The sequence below is a fragment of the Caulobacter sp. UC70_42 genome (assembly GCF_044056025.1).
Classification (GTDB): domain Bacteria; phylum Pseudomonadota; class Alphaproteobacteria; order Caulobacterales; family Caulobacteraceae; genus Caulobacter.
Genome location: NZ_CP171994.1, coordinates 2,738,321 through 2,762,961 on the forward strand (window position 1 = coordinate 2,738,321; position 24,641 = coordinate 2,762,961).

Genomic DNA, 24,641 nt, shown 5'->3' on the forward strand with positions numbered 1-24,641 from the left:
AAAAAGTGGGCTGAAAAAGTTTCCGGCCGAGTGGCGGAAATGGAGAGCCCTCGCGTCGGTAGGGCTGAAGGCGTCTTCCCATGGGGATGGACGACGCCCTGAGGGGTTACCAAAGAAAATGTCGATCGACACACGCCGCCGCACGGTCCGCGGCTTCCTGATGGCGTCCGCCGCCGTGCTCGTCCTGGCCGGTCCGGCCCTGGCGCAAGAGGCCCGGCACAGCTTCAACATTCCAGCCGGCGACGCGGTCAACGCGCTGCAGACCTTCGCCAAGCAATCGGGCAAGCAGGTGCTGTTCCCGTTCGAGGCCGCCTCGGGCAAGACCACACCGGCGGTGACCGGCGACGTGGCCGACGCCGACGCCCTGGCCCGCCTGACCAAGGCCGCGGGCCTGGTCGTGGCCTCCGACGACGGCAAGACGATCACGCTGCGCCAGGCGCCGGCCGTCTCCCCCCAGTCATCGAGCGCGGGGGCCGGCGCGACGAGTGAAGAGGCCCAGACGGTCGAAGCCATCGTGGTGGTCGGTTCGCAGATCGAAGGCGCCCGCACCACCGAAGCCCTGCCGGTGACCGTGGTCAGCGAGAACGATATCATCGCGACGGGCGCGGTCTCGGGCGACGAACTGTTCCGCGCCATCCCGCAGGCCGGCGACGTCCAGTTCCAGGAAGCCCGCACCACGGGCAATCTGAACGACGCGCGTGGCGACGTGGCCTCGCTGAACCTGCGCAGCCTCGGCACCGGCAACACCCTGGCCCTGCTGAACGGCCGCCGCGCCGTGCTGGCGCCGGGCACGCAGACCGAGAACCTGGTGCCGGTCCAGACCGTCAACACCAACTCGTTCCCGGTCGCGGGCGTCAAGCGGGTTGAAGTGCTGCGCGATGGCGCCGCCGCCATCTATGGCACCGACGCGGTGGCCGGCGTGGTCAATACCGTGCTCGACACCAAGTTCCGCGGCCTGAAGATGGAAGCCCAGTACGGCGGTTCCGAAGGCATCAGCTACCGCGAAGGTTCGTTCAATGTGAAAGCCGGCACGCGCCTGGAAGACGGCACGCGCCTGACCTTCTTCGGCAACTACACCGGCCGCAGCCGCCTGAACGCCAGCGAGCGCGACTATGCCGCCAGCGAGGATCACCGCCCGCAGGTCGCCGACACCCCGTGGGTGGACAACACAACCTTCGACAGCCGCTCGACCTCGAGCCCGTGGGGCTCGTTCACCCTGATCCCGTCGACCACGACGGTGCGCCAGGGGACGACGGCCTTGACGACCTCGGGCGTCTTCCACATCGAGCCCGTCAGCAACACGGCGGCCGGCTGCTCCAGCACCGTGCTGACCGGCGGCCTCTGCATCAAGTCGGGCACCATCACGGGCGCCAACGACCGCGTGCTGCGCTATGACGAGAATCCCGACCGCACCTTGAAGGGCGGCCTCGAGCGGACCAACCTGTTCTCGACCGTCGAGCACGACTTCGGCGACATCACGGCCTATGGCGAGGCGGGCTACTATCACGCCCTGTTCACCGGCAGCCGCGAGCAGTCCGCGCCGCTGAGCACCGCGCCCATCACCATCGCGGCCAACGCCTACTGGAACCCCTTCGGTCCCGTGGGCAGCGTCAACCGCCTGGCCAACCTGACCGGCGTGCCGACCGGCGGCGCGGCGATGAACATCCTCACCTATCGCGTGGTCGACACCGGCCCGCGCACCTACACGGTGACCGACGACAGCTACCGCCTGCTGGGCGGCCTGAAGGGCTCGTGGAACGGCTGGAAGTGGGATTCGGCGGCGCTGTATTCCAAGGCCCGGACCAAGGACATGACGCACAATGCGATCAGCAACACCCTGTTCCAGCAGGCGCTGAACCGCACCGACGCGTCGGCCTACAACCCGTTCAACGGCGGCAATCTCGACAACTATTCGCTGGGCGACACCTCGCCCAACAGCCGCGACACGATCAACGCGTTCCTGATCAACGTCTACCGGATCAGCGAGACCTCGCTGGCCCTGGCCGACTTCAAGGTCTCCAAGAAGGACCTGTTCCGCCTGCCGGGCGGCGACGTCGGCTTCGCGGCCGGGGTCGAGTGGCGTCGCGAGACCTATGACGACAACCGCGACGACCGTCTGGACGGCAAGATCAAGTACACCAACAGCGTCACCGGCATGACCTACAACACCGACGTCCTGGGCGCCTCGGGCGCGCCGGACGTGCATGGCAGCCGTTCGGTCACCTCGGCTTTCTTCGAACTGGCGGTGCCGGTCATCTCGCCGGAGATGAACATCCCGTTCGTCGAGGAGATCAGCCTGCAGATCGCCGCGCGCGGCGAGGACTACTCGGACTTCGGCAGCGTCTATAAGCCCAAGGGCGCGATCTACTGGAAGGTCGGCTACGGCCTGGCCTTCCGCGGGTCGGTTTCGCAGAGCTTCCGCGCGCCGAACCTGCCGCAGTTCTACAGCGACGGGGCGACGGTCTCGAACAACCGCATCGATTACGCCGCCTGCCGCCTCAACGGCACGACCTGCGCGACCGCCAGCACGATCGAGTCGCGCAGCGGCAACAAGAACCTGAAGCCGGAAGAGGCCGACAACGCCACGGTCGGCTTCGTCTATCAGCCGACCTTCATTCCGGCCCAGTACGGCAAGCTGACCCTGACGACCGACTTCTGGTCGATCCGCGAGAAGGGCGTCATTGGCGTCGTGGGCGGCTATAACGCCATCGCCTACGACTACTATCTGCGCCTGCACGGCTCGTCGAACCCGAACGTCGTCCGCGACGCCCCGGTCGGCTCGGCCACGGTCGGCAATATCGCCTACATCAACGACACCTATCAGAACCTGCAGCCGCGCATGGTCCAGGGCGCCGACTTCAGCGTCGATTACGACCTGGACGACACCCCCTGGGGCGACTTCGGCCTGTCGGTCAATGTCGCCAAGCTGCTGAAGTACGACCAGTCGCCCAGCCCGCTGGAGTCGCTGTTGCAGTCCGCCGTCGCCTCTGGCGAACTGCCGGGCCTGACGATCTCGTCGGCCGGCAATCAGATCAAGATGGACGGCTATCCCGAGTTCCGCGGCACCGCCAGCTTCACCTGGCGCAACAACGGCTGGGGCGCCGGCGCGTTCGTGCAATACGTCGGCGAAGCGTACGACACCGGCCCGGCCCAGGTGAACGGCCAGTACTTCCCGATCAAGGACTGGACCACGGTCAGCCTGTACGGGCAGTACGCCTTCAAGGACGGCATGTTCGGCGGTTCGACGATCCGTATCGGCGCGCGCAACGTGTTCGACAAGGACCCGCCGCTGTCGGCGTCCAACTTCGGTTACTCGGGCGCCCTGCACAACGCCACGGGCCGCTACTGGTACATGAACCTGTCCAAGAAGTTCTAGGACATCCCGGACGGGGCGGCCTTGCTGGGCCGCCCCGTTCCTCTTCGCGCGTATCGTCTTGCGAGGCTCGACCTTGAAACCCTTCCGCCTGTTCGCGACGGCCGCCTCGGCCCTGGCGCTCGCCTTCTCGCCGATAGCCTCGAGCGGCGCCCTGGCCCAGAAGAAGCAGCTGCTGGAATATCCCAGCATCCACTCGCCGGTCGTGGGCGAGAAGGGGATGGTGGTCAGCCAGAACGCCATCGCCACCAAGGTCGGCGTCGACATCCTGCGCCAGGGCGGCAACGCCGTGGACGCCGCGGTCGCCACCGCTTTCGCCCTGGCCGTGACCCTGCCGCGCGCCGGCAATATCGGCGGTGACGGCTTCATGATGGTCTACATGGCCAAGACCCAGGAAACGGTCTTCATCGACTATCGGGGCATCGCCCCCAGGGCCGCCAAGCTCGAGACCTTCGTCGACGAGAACGGCAAGGAGATGGACGACGTCGCCTCGCGCGGCTACCGCGCCCCAACCGTGCCAGGGGACGGTGGCGGGCCTCTACCTGGCCCACCAGAAGTACGGCAGGCTGCCGTGGAAGCAGGTCGTCGAGCCGGCCTTCAAGCTGGCCAGCGACGGCGTGGCCCTGTCGCCCGACGAGGCCTTCGTGTTCAGCTGGGGCAAGCAGCGCCTGTCCGAGAGCGCGGCCGGCAAGGCGGCGTTCTACAAGCCCGGCGGCGAGCTCTATCGCGCCGGCGAGATCCTGAGGCAGCCGGACCTGGCCTGGTCGTTGCGCCAGATCGCCGACAAGGGCGCCGACGCATTCTATCGAGGCGAGATCGCCCAGCGCTTCGCCGCCGACATGAAGGCCCATGGCGGCCTGATCACCGCCGAGGACCTGGCGTCCTACAAGGCCGTGGTCCGCCAGCCGCTGGAGGGCAGCTATCGCGGCCTCGCGGTCAAGACCTCGCCGCCCGCCAGCGCCGGCGGCGCGACCCTGCTCGAGATGCTGAACATCCTCGAACAGTTCGACCTGAAAGCCTCGGGGCCCGGCTCGGCCAAGTCGCTGCACCTGATGGCCGAGGCCATGAAGCTCGGCTACGCCGACCGTTCGCGGTTCCTGGGCGACACCGACTTCGTCAAGGTCCCGCTGGCCGGCTTCACGTCCAAGGCCTACGGCGTCGAGCGCGCTAAGCTGATCGATCCGGAAAGGGCCAAGAGCGCCAAGGAGCTGGGCGTCGGCGATCCGTGGGCGTTCGAGAGCCACAACACCACGCACTTCTCGGTGGCCGACGCGGACGGCAACGCCGTCTCCAACACCTTCACCCTGGGCGCGGATTTCGGCTCGGGCGTGATGGTCGCCGGCGCGGGCTTCGTGCTGAACAACCAGATGAACAACTACGCCCACGCCGCGGCGTGGCGGGCCCAGAAGAGCGGCCGTCCCCTGCCGCCCAACGCCCTGCAGCCGGGCAAGCGGGTGCTGTCGACCATGATGCCGACCATGATCTTCAAGGGCGGCAAGCCATGGCTGATCACCGGCACGCCGGGCGGCAGCACGATCATCGACACGGTGCTGCAGGTCATCGTCAATGTCGTCGACTTCAAGCTGAACGTGGCCGAGGCCACCCACCAGCCGCGCATTTTCCAGGACGCCAGCGACAATCTGCGCGTCGAGCCCAATTTCAATCCCGACACGGTGGCCGCCCTCAAGGCGATGGGCCACCCCCTGTCCTCGGACGAGACCATGGGTTCCGCCCAGTCGATCATGATCGAAAAAGGTCTCTTCCTGGGCGGCGCGGACCCGCGTCGTCCCGGAGCCGAGGCGATCGCGCCCTAGAGGTCATCCTCCCCCCACCTGAGAGATCTCTTCGGGATGCGATCCATCGGCGCCGGGACTGCCCTCCCGGCGCCGATTTCATTTCGGCTTTTGCGTTGAATCAACGTCGCCGCCCCGGACGTGGCGCACGCTGCGTTTCGAGGTCGGCGAGGGGCTGCGGTCCGGCGTCTCGTCCGCTCTCGACGTCCGACGCGGTCGCCAGTTGGCGTCGGACGGTTGGTGCTCTCGGGGCGGCTCCCCCAGTGGTCCCGAGTGAGATCGGCGCCGGATTCCCCTCCGGCGCCGATTTTGTTTCTTCGTTCCCGCGCTGAACGCGAGAAGCCCGATCTACTTGCCGCTGACCGCCGGCCCGTACAGCAGGCCGTTGAACAGGAACTTGAACGTTCCGTACGACTGCGCCCGCTGGGTGATTTCCGGCCCGAAGGCGAAAACCTTGCCCTTGCCGACGTCGATGTCGAGCATGGCGGTCGAGCCCTTCAGCTTCTCCTGGCCGACGGCCCAGCCGCTGCGCAGCGGCTTGTCGGTGTCGAACCAGGCCACGCGCGAGACGCCCTTGACGTCGGCCTTCACGGTGAAGGCCGGGCTCCGGTCGAAGAACACGTCGACCTCGCCGCCTGCGCCATAGGCCAGGGGTTGCTTGGGGTCGACCTTGGCGCGCAGCACCGAGCCCGGGATGTAGAGCTCGCGGTTGGTGAAGGCCTTCAGCTGGCCGTTCTCCATCTTGGCGGTGGCGACGTCGACCGGCGCGCCCAGGGCCGTGGCCAGGCGCGTCGAGGCGCCGATGGCGACCACCGAGCCGCCGCCCTTCACGAAGGCGGCGATCTGCGGCAGCGTCTTGTCGTCGCTGACGCGACCCAGCCACGGACGGTACTCGGCGGGGATGTCCTCGGGCTTGGGCTGCGGACCGCTACGGCCGACCTTGAACGGGCCATCGGCGGGAGCGGGGACGACGCCGTCCGGGAAGACCAGCACGTCGTAGTCCTTGGCGATGTCGCCGGCGTCCAGGCGCTGCGGGTAGACGACCTGGAAGGGCGCCTCGAACTTCTCGAACATCCAGCGGTTCCAGCCCGAGGGCATGGAGCCGCCATAGACGTCGACCAGGCCTACGCGGATCGGCTTCAGGGCGATGGTGGCGCCCGACGGCTTGCCGCCGACGGCGTAGGCGTCGATGCCCAGGTCCTTGACGCCCTTGTCGATCACCGCCTTGGCGGCGGGCGAGGCGGGGACCCAGATGGCGCCGGGGCCGAAGGCGGTCTTGCCGGCCTTGGCGCCGTCCTTGACCCAATAGACCTTGGCGCCGGCCTTCAGCAGGCGGTTGGTCAGGGTGAAGCTGGCGTTGGTTTCGTGGCTGACCAGCCAGCCCGCGCTCCCCGCGCCCTTCACCGCGCCCGGCGTCACCGCGATCAGGTCGGGCACGCGGGTCGTCGGGGCCTCGAAGCCGTCCAGGATGCGGTCGAACTTGATCCCCATCTGGTAGGCCAGGGTGTAGCCGGTGACGTCGTACGGGGCCTTGGGCGGGCCGCCCGGATATTCCAGGTCGTGCGGGTGATCCTGGGGCTCGAACATGTCCATGATGTGCGGGCGATAGGCCTGGGCCGCGCGCACGACGTAGGAGCCGGCCGGATAGGTCCTGGCCCCGATCGTGAAGGGCTTGGTCGCCTTGTCCACGTCCACGCCGGTCTTGATCAGCGCGTTCAGGAAGGCCAAGACCGTGGGCATGTCGGCCTGGTCGGACGGGATGACATAGCCACGCGGATCACGCGCCTCGGGCGTCTGCAGCACCGTCTTGTAGAGCTTGGGATCGACCGCCTGGCCGTAAGGACCCGGCTTGTCCTTGCCGGCCGCTTGCAGTTCCTCGACGCGGGTCGGGGTGATGGTCCAGCTGTCCTTATTGCCCCGCTTGATGCTGTTGTCGCCCATCTTCCAGATGTTGAAGAGCAGGCGTTCTTTGTTGCGGGCGGCGTAGTCGATGACCGCGCGGTTCATGGTCCACTGGTAGTCCAGCGAGTTCCTGCAGGCGCCATTCGCGCGGCGCGATGGGGGCGGGGCGGTCGTTGCCCGGCAGTTGCAGTTCCGGCACCAGATTGACCGTCGTCGGGGTCGGGCCGCCGATGATCTCGGTCAGAAGGCCGATCGAGTTGTGGAAATAGGCGACCGACCGCTCCATGCCATTGTGCCAAGTGGAGTAGGGCGCGGCGCTGCGGGCGCCCGAGCCCGGCTTGTCCTCGGCCACCAGGCGGCTGTGCATGGCCATGCCGACTTCCTGCAGCTCGGTCATGACCAGCGGGTCGTAGTTGAAGTTGAACGGGTCGCGGAACGGCGGCACGAACACCACCATGCCGTTCGGGCCGGTCTGGTGCTGGTTGTAGATGATCTGCGGATACCACTCGCGGAACAGCTGCTTGTTGACGTTGGTCGTCTCGGCCATGGCCGACATGAAGCTGTCGCGGTTGTTATCGTGGCCGACGTACTTCTGATAGAGGCGCGGCAGCGAGCCGAACTCGCGCTTCTTCGGATCCTGGTTGCGCATGTACCAGTCGGAGACCATCTCCATCCCGTCCGGATTGTCCTGGCCGAACAGGATGATGGTGTCGTCCAGCATCCGCAGGGTTTCGGGATCGGTCTGGGTCAGCATCCGGTGCAGCACCTGGATCTGGCCCTGGGAGGTGATCGTCTCGCTGGCGTGCAGGCCGGCGTCGATCCAGACCACGGCCTTGCCTTCAGCCGCCAGCTTGCGCGCCTCGTCTTCCTTGATGCCCTCGGCCTTGGCCAGCTTGCGCGCGATCGCCTTGTAGTGGTCCAGTTTGGCCAGGTTGGCCGGCGAAGAGACGATCGCCACCCACATGGTGCGGCCTTCCTCGGTTTTGCCGATGTCGACCAGCTTCATGCGGTCCGACTGGCCGGCCAGAGTCTTCAGATAGGCTTCATAGGCCGTGTAGTCGGCCAGGAAGTAGTCGCTGCCGACCGGCTGGGCGAAGGCCTTGTCGGGCGGGGTGATGTCGGCGGCGATCGCGCCGCCCAACCCCGTGAAAGCCAGCACCACGCCGAGGGCCGCCCCGGCCATTGCTCCGCTTCGCGTCATTTCCAACCCCGTTGCGCTTGGCGGACGCAACGGTGCGTCGGCCCCTCTTTAGACTGACGTAAGTGGAGGGCGTTTCCCGCACCCGCCGCAACGGCGGGGCCAGCCCATTTTTTCATCCGCGCGAGGACAGGGTCAAAAGGAAAGGGGCCGCCCTCGCGGACGACCCCCTCCATCTCATCGGACCCTACTCAAGCGGTCCGTACGCGAGATCAGGTGACGACTAGTACTTCAGGCGGACGCCCACGCGGAAGTAGCGGCCCACGGCGCCCGACTGCGAGTAGGTCGGGTTCCAGTTCACCGCGGCGTAGTTGGCCGGGTTGAACATCGGGCCGGCGTCGAACAGGTTCAGCACGTCGGCATAGACCGTCGTGTGCTCGGTGACGTCGTAGCCGCCGGTCAGGTCAAAGGAGATGAAGTCCTTCGTGTGGCACTTGAAGTCGGCGTCGCCGTACAGGCAGGTCTGGTCGCCCACATAGCTTTCGTCGATCGAACGCAGGCCGCTGACATAGTTCAGGGTGCCGGTCATCGTGGCCGGACCGCGGGTGAAGGTGTTGCTCCACGAGGCGCGGTACTTCGGCGTGCCGGCGCCCGACGACAGGACGTACGGGGCCTGCTTGCCGACGTAGTTATAGGTCACCCCGCCCTGGGTGTACTTGAAGTCGAACAGCACGGTGGCGTTCAGCTCGCTGGTCCACTTGACGTCGGCGGGCAGGTACATCGTGTTCTGGACGTTCAGGTCCATGCCGCTGGTGCGCAGCGAGTCGGCGTTGATGTACGGCGAGGCCACCGACAGGATGCGCGGCAGGGCGTTCGGGGCGTCCGGATCCGGCAGGTCGGGGGTCACCACGTAGCCGGCCGGGATGGCTTCGCCGGCGTAGTAAGCGGCGATGGCGTCACCCGCGCTGGCCTGCGCGATCACGTCGGTCTTCTTGATGTGGTAGTAGTCCAGCGAGACGCTGAAGTTGCGGGTGGGGGCCCACACCGCGCCCATGGTATAGCTGGTCGACTTCTCCGGCTTCAGGTCCGGGTTGGCCGCGGTGATGCTCGAGAGCGAGTAGGTCTTGGTATACTCGCTGCCGCCGTGGGCCGCGACGAAGTCGGGGTAGTTCGCGAACGAGAAGTTCGTGAAGCCCTGGCTGGCCGAGTCGCCCGATTCCGAGAACGACGGCGCGCGGAAGCCCTTCGAGACGGTGGCGCGCAGGGCGACCGTCTTGATGGGCGTGTACTTGACGCCGATCTTCGGCGAGAAGTTGCCGCCGAAGTCCGAATAGTGGTCGTAGCGACCCGAGACGTTGACCTCGACATTGTCCAGCACCGGCATGCCCAGCTCGGCGAAGGCCGAGGCGACCGTGCGGTTGCCGATGGTGCGGGCGTTGCCCAGGCCCTGGGCGTCGTTGGTCGGGTTCAGGGCCGGGTCGTTGACCGCCTCGTAGCGGAACTCGCCGCCCAGACCCAGCTGGGCGGGGCCGCCCGGCAGGTTGAAGACGTCGCGCGAGGCCTGGAAGTTGATCGAGTTCCAGGTCGCTGGTCGAGGTCTTGGCCAGGACCGGGGCGAGGGCGCTGCGGACAGCCTGGCTGTTCTTCGACGGGTCGAGGAAGTTGTACGTGCCGTTGTTCACCGCGTCGATCAGCGCGTTGTAGCTGATGTAACCGTGGTTGGCGCTCTCCAGCCAGCCGTGGGCGATGACCAGATTGGCCTTGTAGTTCCAGTCGGCCGCCGAGCCTTCGACGCCGCCGACCAGGCGGGCCATGCGGTTGGTGTAGTTGGCGTAGAACGGGATGTCGCTGAAGCGGTAGCGGATCAGCGCGTCATAACCCTCGGCCGCGAACGGATTGTTCGGGTTCAGCTGGCCGTTCGACAGCAGGGCCGGCAGGACGATGTTCGACAGGTTGTGCGGCGTCGACGATGAGATCGAGCGTTCAGCGCCACGGGTCGAGGTCTTCGACTGCATGAAGCTGGCCGACAGATAGGCCTGGAAGTTGTCGTTCGGCTTGATCGTGAAGCGGCCATAGGCGCCCACGCGCTCTTGCTTGGGCTGGACGTCGCCCAGCTTGGCGACGTTCTGGGCGCAGTACGCGCCGCCGGCCGAGGTGGTCAGCGGGGCGTCGGCCGCGCAGGTGCGCAGCGGTTGCCACAGTTGGTCGGCCAGGGCGACGCCGGTCGAGATGTCGCCAGCCGTGCCCATCTTCGCGCGCTTGACCTGACCGTAGTAGGTGCTGCCGCCGGCGCCCGGGTTGTCGTTGCTGCCGCCCGGAATGCCCGACAGGTCGAAGGTGTCGTACGGGTAGCCGCGCTGATCGATGCGGATGCGCTTGTCGAGCTGGTACTCGACGTCCAGGTACATGTTGTACTTGTCGGTGTTCAGGTCGCCATAGCCGACCTCGCCGTTGAAGCGGTACTGGTCGCCGCCGCCGTGCTCGGACGTGCCGACCGACAGGTCAGCGCCCATGCCCTGGAAGTTCGACTTCATGATGATGTTGACCACGCCGCCGATGGCGTCGGCGCCGTACAGCGACGAGGCGCCGTCCTTCAGGGTCTCGATGCGCTCGACCGCGTTGAACGGGATCGAGTTGAGGTCGACGAACGAGCGCTGGCCGTCATCGGCCAGCGGGTAGCTGGCGTTGCGGAGGCCGTCGATCATCACCAGGGTCGAGTTGACGGTCAGGCCGCGCAGGGCAACGCCCGTCGAGCCAGCGGCGAAGCCGCTGCCGAAGGCGGCGGGCACCGAGCCCGAGTTGTCGGCCGACAGGCTGCGGATGGCGTCGGCCACCGTCGTGATGCCCTGGGCCTTGAGTTGTTCGTTGGTCTGGACCTGGACCGGCGAGGGGGTGGCGGTGTCGGTGCGGCGGAGCAGCGAACCGGTGACGACGACGGCCTCGACCTCGTTGTCCTGGGCGGCCGACTGAGCGGCCGGCGCGGTGGTCTGGGCGTTCGCGGCGAAGCCGGCCAGCGTGGCCACGCCCACGATCATCGAGGTCGCGAGCAAGCGGCCCCGGGTAAACGGATAGTTCATGTCTTTATCCTTCCGGGCCGCCCTCGTCGGCGCGCGCGCCGCCGTCCTTACAGCCCGATGCAAGATGTGTTTCCCGCCGCGATCTGGCGGTTGTCGGCGCCTTAAGAGCTTCGGGCCCGGATGGTCAATCGTGAGGCACTTGCTGTAATCGAATTGTCTTTAAGCTGTATCTATAAGGACACGACTTTGGCGAATTGGGGCGGCAATAAGACAGCCCTATATCGTCGGCGAAACATTACGGAAAATTATAAATATCGCTTCTCGATATCGCCGAAAACTCGCCGTTCGAAGAACGATGAACTCTATGTAGCGTTTTTAGTGTAGATAATAATCGAGCCGTTCGTCGAATAGCGATATTTAGGTTCGCGATTAGTCGCGCGGCGTCGCGCGCGAGCTTATGCGGCGCGACGCCGCCAGGTCTTGAGTTGAGTCCGAAGGCTATGCGGGCCGCTAGAAGCGGCCGCGCGACACTTCCGAGGCCGCGAGCAGGAACGCTCCGGCGCCATACAGTTGAGTGTCGTCGGCTTCGACGTGTTCGGGGGCATAGCCGACCTGCTGCACCCAGCCCAGCTTGCCGTCCGGGCGCACGGCCTGGGCCAGCGCGCTCCACCCCCGGCGCGCGGCGGCTTTATATTTCGGCGCCTTCAGCAGTCCGTTATTCACGCCCCAGGCCAGGCCATAGACGAAGAAGCCGGTCCCGCTGCTTTCCGGCGGGCTGTGCTCGGGCGCCAGCAGCGAGACGGGCCAGTAGCCATCGGGCTTCTGCAGGGCCGTCAGCCGGGCCGGCATCTGCTTGAACAGCGCCACGTAGCGCGGGCGAGACGGATGGCTCGCGGGCAGGGTTTTCAGGATGTTGACGACGCCCGCATAGGCCCAGCCATTGCCGCGGCTCCAGAAGATCTTGCGACCTTGGTCGTCCTTCCTGTCGAAGTATCGGCTATCGCGGAAATAGAGGCCTTCCCGCTTGTCCAGCAGCCAGTCGGTGGCGGCCCAGAACTCCCGGTCGCCATAGGCGGCGTAGCGGGGTCACTAGTGGCGGCCGACAGGGCGATCCAGGTCGGCGGCGCCATGAACAGGGCGTCGCTCCAGCACCAGCGGGCCTGACAGGGCTGGTCTTCCGCGCCGTCGATGAAGGTCAGGTCGGCCTTGGGCGGATCGGCCAGGATGGCGTCGAAGCGGGCCTTCACCGGCGCGATCTGAGCGGGGTCCGGATCACGGCCGTAGGTCCAGATCCACGACTGAGCGATGACGTGATCGTCGGCGTGCAACGGGCGCGAGCCCAGGCCCCAGCCCTCCTGGGCGCCGTGCGCGCGCAGGGCCAGGGCGTAACCTCGTTCCCCTGTCCGCTCGGCGAAGGCGGCCAGGCCGGCATAGAAGGCGCCTTGGATCCAGCCGCGCGGATTTTGGGTCTTGGCGTGCTGGGTTTTCACATAGTCGAATTGGCCGTCCATGTGGCGCAGCTGCCAGTCGGCGACGGCGCGGCCCAGGGTCAGGGCGGCGGCGGAAAGGTCGGCGGTCGCCGTGGCGGGCCTGGACGATTTCGGGGGCTGTGCGGCGGCGGGAAGGGCGCTCAAGGTCAGGCAGATCACAGCCGTCGCGAACCGTACGCGCATCCGAAACCTCCCCGGGGCGCGCCTCTGCCGGGCGCTGGTCGGCGGTGCGCCTATGGATCCGCCGCAAGTTGTCTTACCTGATCCTGTCGCCCTTGGGCAAATCGTATGGCCGATTCGGAATATTGGTCATGCCAGTCCGCTTGTCTGGTCGCCTGGTTGCGGTGTAGCAGTTTTGGCGCCGGTTTCTGGATGACGCAGGCTCGCGGCCTTGATGCGGCGGCGCGAGGAGGGGGAGGACGCAATGATCCGCTCAACAATCCGAACCCTGGTCCTTGGCGCCGCCGCCGCTAGCGCGCTCTCGACCGCCGTGCCGGCCCTGGCCGCTGGCCCCGTCTGCAAGGCCGAGGAGGGCTACGCCGCCGACTTCGACGGCCGCCGCACCTTCCGATGGAAGCCGCGATCGTTGCAGGCCGCCAAGGCCAATCTCGCCGATCCGTCCGTCGCACCGGCCTACAGGGCGCTGCTGGCCCGCGCGGAAAAGGCGTTGGACGGCCCGTCCTACGCCGTCACCGAGAAGACCCGCGCCCCGCCCAGCGGCGACAAGCACGACTATATCTCGATGGGCCCGTACTGGTGGCCGGATCCGGCCCAGCCGACCGGCGAGCCCTATATCCGCAGGGACGGCGAGGTGAATCCGGAAAGGAACACCAACGCCTTCGACACCGTGCGCATGGACAGCATGGCCAGCGCCGTCGAGGCCCTGTCCCTGGCCTACTATTTCACCGACGACGCCAAGTACGCGACCAAGGCCGCCCAACTGCTGCGCGTGTGGTTCCTGGATCCGGCCACGCGCATGAACCCGTCCATGAGCTACGCCCAGGGCGTGCCTGGCCGCACCCCGGGCCGCGCCGAGGGCGTGCTCGACACCTTCCGACTGCTGCGCGTGGTCGAGTCGATCGGGCTCCTGGCCCCCTCCAAGGCGCTCGCGCCGGCGGAGCAGAAGGGACTGGAGGCTTGGTTCGGCGACTACGTCGCCTGGCTGGGAACAGGGCCGACCGCCAAGGAAGAACGCGCCGCCCAGAACAACCACGGCATCTGGTACGACTACCAGCTGGCGACCTTCTCGTTGTTCGCGCGTCGGCCGGACCTGGCCAGGACGGTGATCGCCGAGGCCGGCAAGACCCGCGTCGATCCGCAGATCGACCCCGACGGCAAGATGCCCAAGGAACTGGCCCGCACCAGGGGTCTGCACTACAGCTATTTCGCCCTGGAGCCGTTGGTCGGCATGGCCGAGCTGGGGCCGTGCGTCGGCGTCGACCTGTGGGGCTACAAGGGGCCGAGGGGGCAGGGCATCCGCGCCGCCTTCGACTACCTTGCCCCGTATGTCGGCGACGAGGCGGCCTTCCCGTTCAAGGAACTAAAGCCGCAGGACGCCACGGAAGAGGCCCTGCCGCTGTATGATCTGGCGGCGGCGGCCTACGGCGACGCGAGCTTCGCGGCCAAGGCCGACTTCATCGCCAAGAAGGACCCTGCGGCGCAAAGCCGGCTGACGATCGGGGCGTATCGAAAGTAGGCCGCTTTAGATCGCCGACCTTCTCGCCAGCTCGGTTCGCCGAGCCGCGACTTCGTTCCGCGCCCGTTCCAGCGCGTCGATCTCGGTCGCGGTCAGCAGGTTGTCGATCACTCGGCCCAGGTGCTCGCGCATGGCGTTGCGGGCGGCGGTGGGGTCGCGTTGCTTCAGGGCCCGCAGGATCTCTTGGTGGTCGTCGATCAGGGGGCGCACGCCGACCTGGCGGGCGCGCTCCAGCATGGCGCGGCACAGGGGCGACTTGTAGCGCAGGTCCCAGAGGTTCTCGACGACGGTGACCAGGGCGCTGTTGCGGCTGGCCTGGGCGATGGTCACGTGGAAGCGGCGGTCGGCGCGCTCGCCCCCGCGCGGGTCGCTGTCGTTTTCCACGACCATGTCGTCCATGATCGTCGCCAGTTCGGCCAGTTCCTCGTCGGTGATGGTGGCGGCGGCCAGGGCCGCGACCTCGCCCTCGATCAGGCGGCGGGCCTCGGTCAGCTCGAAGGCGCCGATGTCCAGTTCGGGCGCGGTGACCTCGGTGCGCGGGGCTTCGGTGACATAGACGCCCGAGCCGTGGCGGGCCTCGACCAGGCCGCGGATTTCCAGGGCGATCATCGCCTCGCGGACGGTCGGACGGCTGACCTTGTAGTCTTCCGCCAGATCCCGCTCGGACGGCAGGCGCTGGCCAGGGCGGTGCGTGCCGTCGCGAATCGAGTCGGCGATCGAGTTGGCCACCTGTTGGTAGAGCTTCCGGGTTTCTGCCGTCGAAGTGGTCATGTGTTTTCGCTGATCGAGCCGACGCGGCGTCGGCGCGCGCCTAGCCTATTGTATGGCCGATGTTCGCGCTACCGGGCTTGAGGGCGATGGAAGGGCGCGGTCACTAGCTTCTTGTCGGATAAGTCGCTAGAAGTGGTCAGGCCACTTTACGGCCCCGCTTAGCTATTCCAGGTCCATGCTGAAGATCATCGACGCCAAGGTCATCGTGACCTGCCCCGGCCGCAACTTCGTCACCCTGAAGATCACCACCGAGGACGGGGTCACGGGGGTCGGCGACGCCACCCTGAACGGCCGCGAGCTTTCGGTGGTCAGCTTCCTGCAAGATCACATGATCCCCAGCCTGATCGGCCGCGACGCCCACCAGATCGAGGACATCTGGCAGTTCTTCTATCGCGGCTCGTACTGGCGCGGCGGTCCGGTGGCCATGACCGCCCTAGCGGCCGTCGACATGGCTCTGTGGGACATCAAGGGCAAGGTCGCGGGTCTGCCAGTCTATCAGCTGCTGGGCGGCGCGTGCCGCACCGGCGTCACCGTCTACGGCCACGCCAACGGCGAGACCATCGACGAGACCATCGCCGAGGCGGTGAAGTACAAGGCCATGGGCTACAAGGCCATTCGCCTGCAGACGGGGGTGCCCGGCCTGCCCAGCACCTACGGCGTCTCCGGCGACAAGATGTTCTACGAGCCGGCCGACGGCAACCTGCCCACCGAGAACCTGTGGTCGACCGCCAAGTACCTGAACCACGTGCCGAAACTGTTCGAGAAGGCGCGTGAGGTCCTGGGCTGGGACGTCCACCTGCTGCACGACGTCCACCATCGCCTGACCCCGATCGAGGCCGCCCGCCTGGGCAAGGACCTGGAGCCCTATCGCCTGTTCTGGCTGGAGGACTCGGTCCCGGCCGAGAACCAGGCCGGCTTCCGCCTGATCCGTCAGCACACCACCACGCCGCTGGCCGTCGGCGAAATCTTCGCTCACGTCTGGGACTGCAAGCAGCTGATCGAGGAGCAGTTGATCGACTATCTGCGCGCGACCGTGCTGCACGCGGGCGGGATCAGCAATCTGAAGAAGATCGCCGCCTTCGCCGACCTGCACCACGTCAAGACCGGCTGCCACGGCGCTACCGATCTGTCGCCGATCACCATGGCCGCGGCCCTGCATTTCGACATGTCGATCCCGAACTTCGGCCTGCAGGAATACATGCGCCACACGCCGGAGACGGACGCCGTGTTCCCGCACGCCTATACCTTCGATGACGGCATGCTGCACCCGGGCGACAAGCCGGGCCTGGGCGTCGACATCGACGAGGATCTGGCCGGAAAGTACGAATACAAGCGCGCCTACCTGCCGGTGAACCGTCTTCAGGACGGGACCATGTTCAACTGGTAAGGCCACTCGTTGCGCGGCCTCTTCCGCCGCCGGCGGCGGTGCTTGTGGTCGCTGGTGCAGAGGCCTTCGTCGTCGATTTCAAAATCTATGACGCCGCCGGTAGCGCGTATCGAGTACTTCGTATTTATCATGTATTTCGATGGTTTATAGAAATCGCCGACACATGAATGTCGGGTTCACGACTTATGTTTACTTTTCCACTTGGCTGTATTTGCTCGATATCCCCAAATCGGGGTGTTAAGCTCTAGTCATCATCGGCACGGTCCTCTCGAGCGCCGATGACCGAGAGACGAAGCCCAGGCTTCACTCCCGCTCGAAAGGCAGGAGTTCACATCATGCCGACGTACCTCTTCTACCCACGGCGCGCCGACGGCGTGTCCCTGACCTTCATCGCCAACACCGCCGAGGGCGATGTCGACGCCCTGGAACTGGCGGCCGAGGTCGCGGCGGCGCACGACTGCGTCGGTGTCTTCGTCTGGGAATCGGCCGCCGCGGCGGACGGCAAGGACCGCTTCGTGGGCGAGGTCGCGCGGCGCGGCGCCCAGGCTCTGCATCAGCCGATGCCGCGGCGCGGAGCTTCCGCGGCGGTCTAAGCGTTACCAGGGCGATCGCAAGGAGATCGTCTCGTGGACAAGCTGTTCGCCAAATTCGCCAACGTCACGGCCCGCGCCACGGGCAGTCCGCCCGCGTTCCTGATTTGCGTCGCCCTCGTGGTGCTGTGGGCGGTGACGGGGCCGATCTTCAAGTTCTCCGAGACCTGGCAGCTGGTGATCAACACCGGCACGACGATCATCACCTTCCTGATGGTGTTCCTGATCCAGAATACGCAGAACCGCGACGGCCTGGCCTTGCAGACCAAGCTTGACGAGCTGATCCGCGCCACCACCGAGGCCGAGGACGACTTCATCGGCATCGAGAAGCTGACCGACAAGGAACTCGAGGTGATGCACGCCCACTGCAAGCAGCGGGCGGACAGGCACGTGCGGGCCTTCCAGAAGCTGGCGGCCGAGAGGGACGCCCGTCTCAAGGCCCGGCCCAAGAGCAAGGGCGCCGCCAAATCCGCCAAGACGGCGCCGTCCGCCTCGACCCGCGCCGCCAGCCGCGCCAAGGCCCTGTCGGCCGGTCATCCGTCCCGGAAGAAGGCCGGGTGATATCAGACCACGACAGGGTGGACGTCAGATCTTATCGGCGATAGCGGTACCATTTAACGGGCCGGCTTGAGCGCGCCCGACGGGGAGAGCCGCCTTGCCGAAATTGAAAGCCCTGCGCTGGTGGATCATCGGCCTGGTCATGCTGGGCGCGATCGTCAACTACCTGACCCGCTCGACCATGGGCATCGCCGCCCCGACGGTGATGAAGGACCTGGATATCTCCGTGAAGGAGTATTCCTGGATCACGGGCGCCTTCCAGCTGGGGATCATGCTGCAGCCGGTCTGCGGCTATGTGCTCGACACCCTGGGCCTGCGCACAGGCTTCGCGGTCTTCGCGGCGGCCTGGTCGCTGATCGCCATGGCCCACGGCTTGGTTCATAACTGGCAGGGTTTCGCCTTCCTGCGCGCCTTCCTGGGCCTGGCCGAGGGTTCGGCCCAGCCGGCCGGCATGAAGACGGTGGCGACCTGGTTTCCGGCGAGGGAGCGGGGCTTCGCCGGTGCGGTGTTCAACATCGGCGCCTCGATCGGTTCGGTGCTGGCGCCGCCGCTGGTGGTGTGGGCCGTGCTGGCCTGGAACTGGCGAGCGGCCTTCGTATTGACCGGCGCCTTCGGCCTGGTCTGGGTGGTGCTGTGGCTCTTCTTCTACCGCTCGCCCGAGCGGCACCCGTCGATGACCGACGAGGAGCGCGCGCTGATCGCCACGGGCCAGGAAGCGCACCTGACCGCCACCGGAGCCAAGCCGTCGATCATCTCGATCCTGAAGCAGGGCCAGTTCTGGGGCATTGCCCTGCCGCGCTTCCTGGCCGATCCGACCTGGGGGACGCTGTCGTTCTGGGTGCCGCTCTATCTGTCGCAGACCCGCGGCTTCGACCTCAAGCAGATCGCCCTGTTCGCCTGGATGCCGTTCGTGGCCGCCGACCTGGGCTGCCTGGCTGGGCCGGTGATCGCGCACTTCCTGCAGAAGCGCGGTGTTTCGCTGATCAACGCCCGTCGCATCGCCTTCACCCTGGGCGCGGTCCTGATGACGGGCATGGTGTTCGTCGGCAAGGTCGAGAGCGCCTACGCGGCCATCGCCTTGCTGTGCCTGGGCGGCTTCGCGCACCAGACCCTGTCGGTGACCGTCATCACCATGGCCTCCGACCTCTTTCGCCGTGACGAGGTCGCCACGGTGGCGGGCCTGGCCGGCATGATGGGCAATCTGGGTCTGCTGCTGTTCTCGCTGCTGATCGGCGGGCTGGTGACGACGATCGGCTATGACCCGTTCTTCGTGGCCCTGGGCGTGCTGGACATCGCCGGGGCCGTTCTGCTGTGGACGCTCGTCAAGGACCGCGCCGCGCCAAATGGGACATCCGAGACGGTAAAGGCATGAGCGTGATTTCCAATCCCATCCTGCGCGGCTTCAATCCCGACCCGTCGATCATCCGGGTGGGGCAGGACTACTATGTCGCCACCTCGACCTTCGAGTGGTTCCCGGGCGTCCAGATCCACCACTCGCGCGACCTCAAGAACTGGCGCTTGCTGGGCCGGCCGCTGACCCGTCCGAGCCAGCTGGACATGCGCGGCGACCCCGACGGCTGTGGGGTCTGGGCGCCGTGCCTGACCCACGCCGACGGCAAGTTCTGGCTGATCTTCACCGACGTGAAGCGCTACGGCCGGACCACGGTCGGCGGTGCGTCGGGCGCCAGCTTGCGCGACTTCCACAACTACCTGGTCACGGCCGACACGATCGACGGCGCGTGGTCGGATCCCATCCATCTGAACAGCTCGGGCTTCGATCCGTCGCTGTTCCACGACGACGACGGCCGCAAATGGCTGGTCAATCAGCTGTGGGATCACCGTCCGGGCAAGAACCGCTTCGCCGGCATCGTGCTGCAGGAATATTCGGTCGCCGAGCGGAAGCTGGTCGGCGAGCGCAAGGTGATCTTCCAGGGCACGCCGATCGGCCTGACCGAGGCTCCGCACCTCTACAAGCGCGACGGCTGGTACTACCTGGTCACCGCCGAGGGCGGCACCGGCTGGGGTCACGCCATGACCATGGCAAGATCGCGCGACCTCGCCGGTCCGTATGAACTGCACCCCGACACCTACGTCCTGACCTCCCGCGACCGGCCGCATGTGGCGCTGCAACGCGCGGGGCACGCGGATCTGGTCGAGACCGCCGACGGCGAGACCTACGCGGCCTATCTGGTCGGCCGGCCGATCCCCAATCGGGGCCGCTGCACGCTCGGGCGCGAGACGGCGATCCAGAAGCTGGTCTGGGGCGACGACGGCTGGCCGCGCACGCTGGACGGCTCGGGCGATCCGACGCTGGAGACGCCCGCGCCGGACCTGCCCGAACAGCTTTGGCCTGTGGCGCCAACGCGCGCGAACTTTGACGGTCCAGACCTGCCGATCGACTTCCAATGGCTGCGCACGCCCTATCCGGACGAGATCTTCAGCCTGACCGCCAGGCCGGGGTTCTTGCGCCTCTACGGCCGCGAGAGCGTGGGCAGCGTCTTCCGCCAGGCCCTGGTCGCCCGACGCCAGCAGGCCCAATGCTACTCGGCCGCCACGGTGCTGGACTTCGAGCCCGAGCACTTCCAGCAGGCCGCGGGGCTGATCTGCTACTACAACGGCTCCAAGCTGCACTATCTGCATGTCAGCCACGACAACGCGATCGGCAAGCATCTGCGGGTGATGAGCTGCAGTCCCGACAGCCCGCAGTCCGACAGCTTCACCGCTCCGATCCCGCTGGGAGCCGGCCCGGTCGAGCTGCGGGTCGAGGTCGACTTCGAGCGCTTGCGCTTCGGATTCCGCCAGGGGGAGGGCGCCTGGGCCTGGCTGCCGGAGGTGTTCGACGCCTCGATCCTGTCCGATGAGGCCAGCGCCCCTGGCGCGCCCAACTTCACCGGCGCCTTCGTCGGCATGGCCTGCCAGGACGTCTCCGGCGCCGCCGCGCCGGCCGACTTCGACTGGTTCGACTATGAGGAACGGGAGTATCGGCCCCAGAATTTGTGAATTGAGAGATCGGCGTTCAATCGTAGGGTTCTGGAAAGTCCAGGGAGGACGCCATGAACGCTCCGGTCTCGATCTCCGAACACGACGCCGCCCCCCATGCCGGCCTGACCATTAAGCCCGTCGGCACGGTGCTGGGAGCGGAGATCTCGGGGCTCGACCTGACGCGGCCGCTGAGCCCCGAGATTGTCGCGGCGATCCGCGCGGCCCTGCTGCGCCACAAGGTGGTGTTCTTCCGCGACCAGGACATTTCCTATGAGGATCACGTCCGCTTTGGCCGGTGCTTTGGCGAGCTGGAGGGCCATCCGGTCACCGCCCATGTGCCGGGCTTTCCGGAGATCCTGCACATCGAGGCGGCCGACGGCATGAAGCTGCGCGAGGAGATCGTCCCGATCGTCCGCGCCGCCAACAAGTGGCACACCGACGTCACCTTCCGCGAGGCGCCGTCGATGGGCGGGGTGCTACGGATGCGGCGCATGCCGCCCCTGGGCGGCGACACCCTGTTCGCCGACACGGCCGCCATCTATGCCGACCTGCCCCAGGCGTTGAAGGACAAACTGGCGACCCTCACGGCCGAGCACGACATCATCCAGAGCTACGGCTACCGCGTCGACGAGGCCAAGCGTCAGGCGTTGCGCGCGGAGTATCCGCCGATGATCCACCCGGTGGTTCGCATCCATCCGGAGACCGGCGAGAAGCACCTGTTCGTCAACAAGGTCTTCACCACCCGGATCCTGGGCCTGCCCGAGGACGAGGCCAAGACGCTGCTGGCCGACCTGCTGGACCGGGTGAAATCGCCGAATATCAGGTCCGCTTCCGCTGGACCCCGAACGCCATCGTCTTCTGGGACAACCGCGCGACGCAGCACTACGCGGTCCTCGACTACTGGCCCCAGGAGCGGATCGTCGAGCGCGTGACGATCAAGGGCGACAAGCCGTTCTAGTCAGCCGATCAAAGCCCGGTTCAGGCAGTCGATCAGCTTCTCGCCGGTGAAGGGCTTGGGCAGGAAGCAGGTCACGCCCGCCCTTTCGGCCCGGAGCCTCTGGGCGTCGTCGGCGAAGGCGGTGATCAGGATGACCGGGGTGTTCTCGCCGGCGGCGATCATGGCCTCCTTCATCTCGACGCCGGTCATGCCCGGCATCTGCAGGTCGCTGATCACGCAGTCGGCCCGACCGCGCGCGGCCGAGGCCATGAACGCCGTGGCGCTGTCGAACGCCTCGACGCGATGACCCAGGGATCGCAGCAGCCCCTCCAGCGAGACGCGAACCGAGTCGTCGTCGTCGACGACACAGATGAGGGGGGAGGGGGACAAGCGGGCTTCCTCGAACGCGCGACGGCGGGTCGCGCCACGATCAGTGCCCGATAACCGCGGTCGCGGAAATTATACGGAGGTTTGTGTGCTCTTGCGTGAGGATCGTTCAAGACGGTCCGTCACGCGGGGTCTTCGGGCCGCAGCTTGAGCATCTCGGCCATGCGGACCAGATCCGCCAGGCTCCGGGCCTCCATCTTCCGCATCAGGTTGCCGCGATGGATCTTCACGGTGATCTCGGACAAGCCCAGCTGATGGGCGGCCTGCTTGTTCATCAGCCCGCTGGCCACAAGGGCCATGACCTGCTTCTCACGCCCGCTCAGCGTCTCGTAGAGGGCGCGCAGGTCGTCGAGGCCGCCCTGCTGGGCGCGGGCGGTCGCATCGCGCTCCAGGGCCGCGGCGACCGCGTCCAGCATGTCCTGGTCGCGGAAGGGCTTGGTCAGGAAGTCGACGGCCCCGGCCTTCATGCCGCGCACGCTCATCGGGATGTCGCCATGGCCGGTCATCAGCACGACGGGCATGCGGATGTCGGCGGCGGCCAGCTTCTCTTGGAAATCCAGGCCGGAGAGGCCCGGGAGGCGCACGTCCAGCACCAGGCAGCCGGCGTCGTGAGCGTGGCCCGACTGCAGGAACTCCTGGGCGTTGCCGAACGCCTTGGTCTCCAGTCCGACCGAGCGGAACAGACTGTCCAGGGCCTCGCGCAGGGCGCCGTCATCATCGACGATATGGACTGTTTGGGTGACCATCGTTCTCGTTAGCTGGACCAGACGCGCGGCCTCGTCAATTATGCAATCGGAGATGGGGGCCGCATGATCACCGAAGACGTCGACCGCCGGCGCCAGGACCTGGCCGAGATGCTGGACGCGGCGCATGACGCCATCTTCGTCAGCGATCTGGAGGGGCGGATCACCTTCTGGAACCGCGGCGCCGCGGCGCTGTACGGCCACGCGCGCGAGACCGCCATGGGCGGCGATCCCGACGTCTTGCTGGCGACGCGCTATCCGGCCGAGATCGCGGCGATCAAGGCTCAGCTGATCGAGACCGGCCACTGGGAGGGCGAGTTGACCCGGACCACGGCCGCCGGCGAGACGGTGGTCGTCGACGGCCGCTGGACCCTGCGTCGCGACGCGGCCGGGACGCCGATCGAGGTGTTGGAGACTGGCCGCGACGTCACCGCCGCCCGCAAGGCGGCGCTGGATCTGAAATACAGCGAGTATCGCTACAGCAACGTCTTTCGGGCCATGGCGGTGTCGTTCTGGGAGCTGGACTTCAACGGCCTGGGCGAGGTGCTGGCCGACCTGCAGGCCAAGGGCATGACCGACGTCCGCGCCTATGTCGCCGAGCATCCCGAGGTGATCCGGCGGATGATCGAGGTCTCGAGGGTGGTCGACGTCAACGACAAGTCCGTCGCCCTGTTTGGCGCGCCGCGCGAGGACCTGCTGGGCTCTGTGTCGCGATTCTGGCCTCGGTCCAGCGAAAGGGTGTTCGCCGAGAGCGTCTTCGCGGCCCTGGAGCGCCGGCACAGCTACGAGGCCGAGGCGCGGTTCTGCAAGGCCGACGGGACGGAGTTCGACGCCCTCTTCACCACCTGCTACCCGCGCGACGGGGTCAAGCGCGGCACGGTGCTGGTCGGCATCGTCGACATCAGTGACCGGCTGGCGGCGCAAGACGCCCTGCGCAAGGCCGAGGCGGACCTAGCCCACGCCGCCCGGGTCTCGACCCTGGGCGAACTGACCGCCTCGATCGCCCACGAGGTCAACCAGCCTCTGGCCGCCATCGTCACCAACGGCGAGGCCGGTCTGCGCTGGATCAACCGCGCCGAGCCCGACCTGGAAGAGGCCCGCGCGGCGATGGGGCGGATGATCGTCGAGGGGCAGCGCGCCTCGGACATCATCAGCCGCATCCGGGCCCTGGCCTCGAACAAGGATCCGCAGCGCGCGCCGGTGGCGCTGAACGCGGCGATCGAGGACGCCGCGCTGCTGCTGAAGCGCGAACTGGCGGCGCACGACGTGCGGCTGATCCTGGCCCTGTCGCCGGACGTGGGCGAGGTCCTGGGCGACCGGGTGCAGCTGCAGCAGGTGGTCATCAACCTGGCCATGAACGGCATTCAGGCGATGGCGGGACGCGACGGCGCGCGCGATCTGACTCTCTCCACGCGTCGCGCGGATGATCGGGTCGTGCTGGAGGTGGCCGATACGGGCCCCGGCGTGGCGGCGCGGGACGCGCAAGTCCTTTTCAAGGCCTTCCATTCGACCAAGGCGACAGGGATGGGCATGGGCCTGTCGATCAGCAAGTCGATCGTCGAGGCGCATGGCGGCGTCATCGCCGCGGAGACCGCGCAGGATGGTGGGGCCTTGTTCCGGGTGGTCCTGCCCGCGGCCTAGAGAGCCGGGATCAACGGGAACGTGCACGATGATGGTCGGCCCACGGTCCCGGCGTTGTCGTCAGGGGCGAGACCCAACGGGGAGCCCTTAAATGAAGCCGGCTGGTCTCGCGCGAGGCGTGGCCAGCCGGCTTTAAAGGTGTCGGACGCGGTGGGGTGCGCCGAGTCCGAGGACCTTCGTCGAGTCCCGAGCGAATGGCAACGGTCTAGGTTGCCGAATGTGTGCGACAAACGGGC

12 protein-coding genes and 5 pseudogenes are annotated in these 24,641 nt (G+C 67.0%); 10 read left to right on the top strand and 7 right to left on the bottom strand.

Annotation, left to right across the window (positions count from 1 at the left end):
* Positions 1-118 precede the first annotated feature (118 nt).
* Both ACHMW8_RS13795 and ggt read left to right on the top strand, forming a co-directional pair.
* Positions 119-3,376, top strand: a complete 3,258-nt coding sequence (locus ACHMW8_RS13795) for a TonB-dependent receptor (protein ID WP_395445845.1) — start codon at positions 119-121, stop codon at positions 3,374-3,376.
* Positions 3,377-3,428: 52 nt separating this feature from the next.
* Positions 3,429-5,187 (top strand): annotated as a pseudogene (ggt, locus tag ACHMW8_RS13800) (gamma-glutamyltransferase).
* 327 nt (positions 5,188-5,514) lie between these two features.
* Here the strand turns inward: ggt and ACHMW8_RS13805 are convergent.
* From ACHMW8_RS13805 to ACHMW8_RS13820, 4 genes and pseudogenes are all read right to left on the bottom strand, one after another.
* Positions 5,515-8,269, bottom strand: a pseudogene (locus tag ACHMW8_RS13805) (M14 metallopeptidase family protein).
* A gap of 220 nt (positions 8,270-8,489) precedes the next feature.
* Positions 8,490-9,839: a TonB-dependent receptor gene (locus ACHMW8_RS13810; RefSeq protein ID WP_395445973.1), complete on the bottom strand. Its 1,350-nt coding sequence runs from the start codon at positions 9,837-9,839 to the stop codon at positions 8,490-8,492.
* A gap of 973 nt (positions 9,840-10,812) precedes the next feature.
* Positions 10,813-11,283: pseudogene (locus ACHMW8_RS13815) on the bottom strand (TonB-dependent receptor plug domain-containing protein); the annotation flags it as partial.
* Positions 11,284-11,733: 450 nt separating this feature from the next.
* A pseudogene (locus ACHMW8_RS13820) lies at positions 11,734-12,896 on the bottom strand (glycoside hydrolase family 105 protein).
* Between the two features lie 241 nt (positions 12,897-13,137).
* Between ACHMW8_RS13820 and ACHMW8_RS13825 the strand changes: the two are divergent.
* Positions 13,138-14,409, top strand: a complete 1,272-nt coding sequence (locus ACHMW8_RS13825; RefSeq protein ID WP_395445846.1) for an alginate lyase family protein — start codon at positions 13,138-13,140, stop codon at positions 14,407-14,409.
* A gap of 6 nt (positions 14,410-14,415) precedes the next feature.
* On the opposite strand, the gene ACHMW8_RS13830 is transcribed toward ACHMW8_RS13825, so the two are convergent.
* Positions 14,416-15,180, bottom strand: a complete 765-nt coding sequence (locus ACHMW8_RS13830; RefSeq protein WP_395445847.1) for a FadR/GntR family transcriptional regulator — start codon at positions 15,178-15,180, stop codon at positions 14,416-14,418.
* A 175-nt stretch (positions 15,181-15,355) separates the two neighbouring features.
* Here ACHMW8_RS13830 and manD point away from each other — a divergent pair, with 175 nt between their 5' ends.
* From manD to ACHMW8_RS13860, 6 genes and pseudogenes are all read left to right on the top strand, one after another.
* The gene (manD, locus tag ACHMW8_RS13835; RefSeq protein WP_395445848.1) at positions 15,356-16,567 is read left to right on the top strand and encodes a D-mannonate dehydratase ManD; all 1,212 of its coding nucleotides are present in this window, start codon (positions 15,356-15,358) and stop codon (positions 16,565-16,567) included.
* 335 nt (positions 16,568-16,902) lie between these two features.
* A complete protein-coding gene (locus ACHMW8_RS13840) occupies positions 16,903-17,160 on the top strand; it encodes a hypothetical protein (protein WP_199743401.1) in 258 nt (85 codons plus the stop codon).
* 33 nt (positions 17,161-17,193) lie between these two features.
* Entirely contained in the window at positions 17,194-17,718 is a 525-nt protein-coding gene (locus ACHMW8_RS13845) for a low affinity iron permease family protein (protein WP_125156130.1), read from the top strand.
* 139 nt (positions 17,719-17,857) lie between these two features.
* Entirely contained in the window at positions 17,858-19,087 is a 1,230-nt protein-coding gene (locus tag ACHMW8_RS13850; RefSeq protein WP_125156627.1) for an MFS transporter, read from the top strand.
* Positions 19,084-20,715 carry a glycoside hydrolase family 43 protein gene (locus ACHMW8_RS13855; protein ID WP_395445849.1) on the top strand — a complete coding sequence of 544 codons (1,632 nt, stop codon included), beginning with the start codon at positions 19,084-19,086 and terminating at the stop codon, positions 20,713-20,715. Before ACHMW8_RS13850 ends, ACHMW8_RS13855 begins: the two co-directional genes overlap by 4 nt.
* Before the next feature lie 53 nt (positions 20,716-20,768).
* Positions 20,769-21,655 (top strand): annotated as a pseudogene (locus ACHMW8_RS13860) (TauD/TfdA dioxygenase family protein).
* Here the strand turns inward: ACHMW8_RS13860 and ACHMW8_RS13865 are convergent.
* The gene (locus ACHMW8_RS13865) at positions 21,656-22,024 is read right to left on the bottom strand and encodes a response regulator (protein WP_395445850.1); all 369 of its coding nucleotides are present in this window, start codon (positions 22,022-22,024) and stop codon (positions 21,656-21,658) included.
* Positions 22,025-22,143: 119 nt separating this feature from the next.
* Complete coding sequence (locus ACHMW8_RS13870; RefSeq protein WP_395445851.1) at positions 22,144-22,767, bottom strand: response regulator transcription factor; 624 nt, start codon at positions 22,765-22,767, stop codon at positions 22,144-22,146.
* Positions 22,768-22,830: 63 nt separating this feature from the next.
* Here ACHMW8_RS13870 and ACHMW8_RS13875 point away from each other — a divergent pair, with 63 nt between their 5' ends.
* Entirely contained in the window at positions 22,831-24,405 is a 1,575-nt protein-coding gene (locus ACHMW8_RS13875; protein ID WP_395445852.1) for an ATP-binding protein, read from the top strand.
* Positions 24,406-24,641 lie beyond the last annotated feature (236 nt).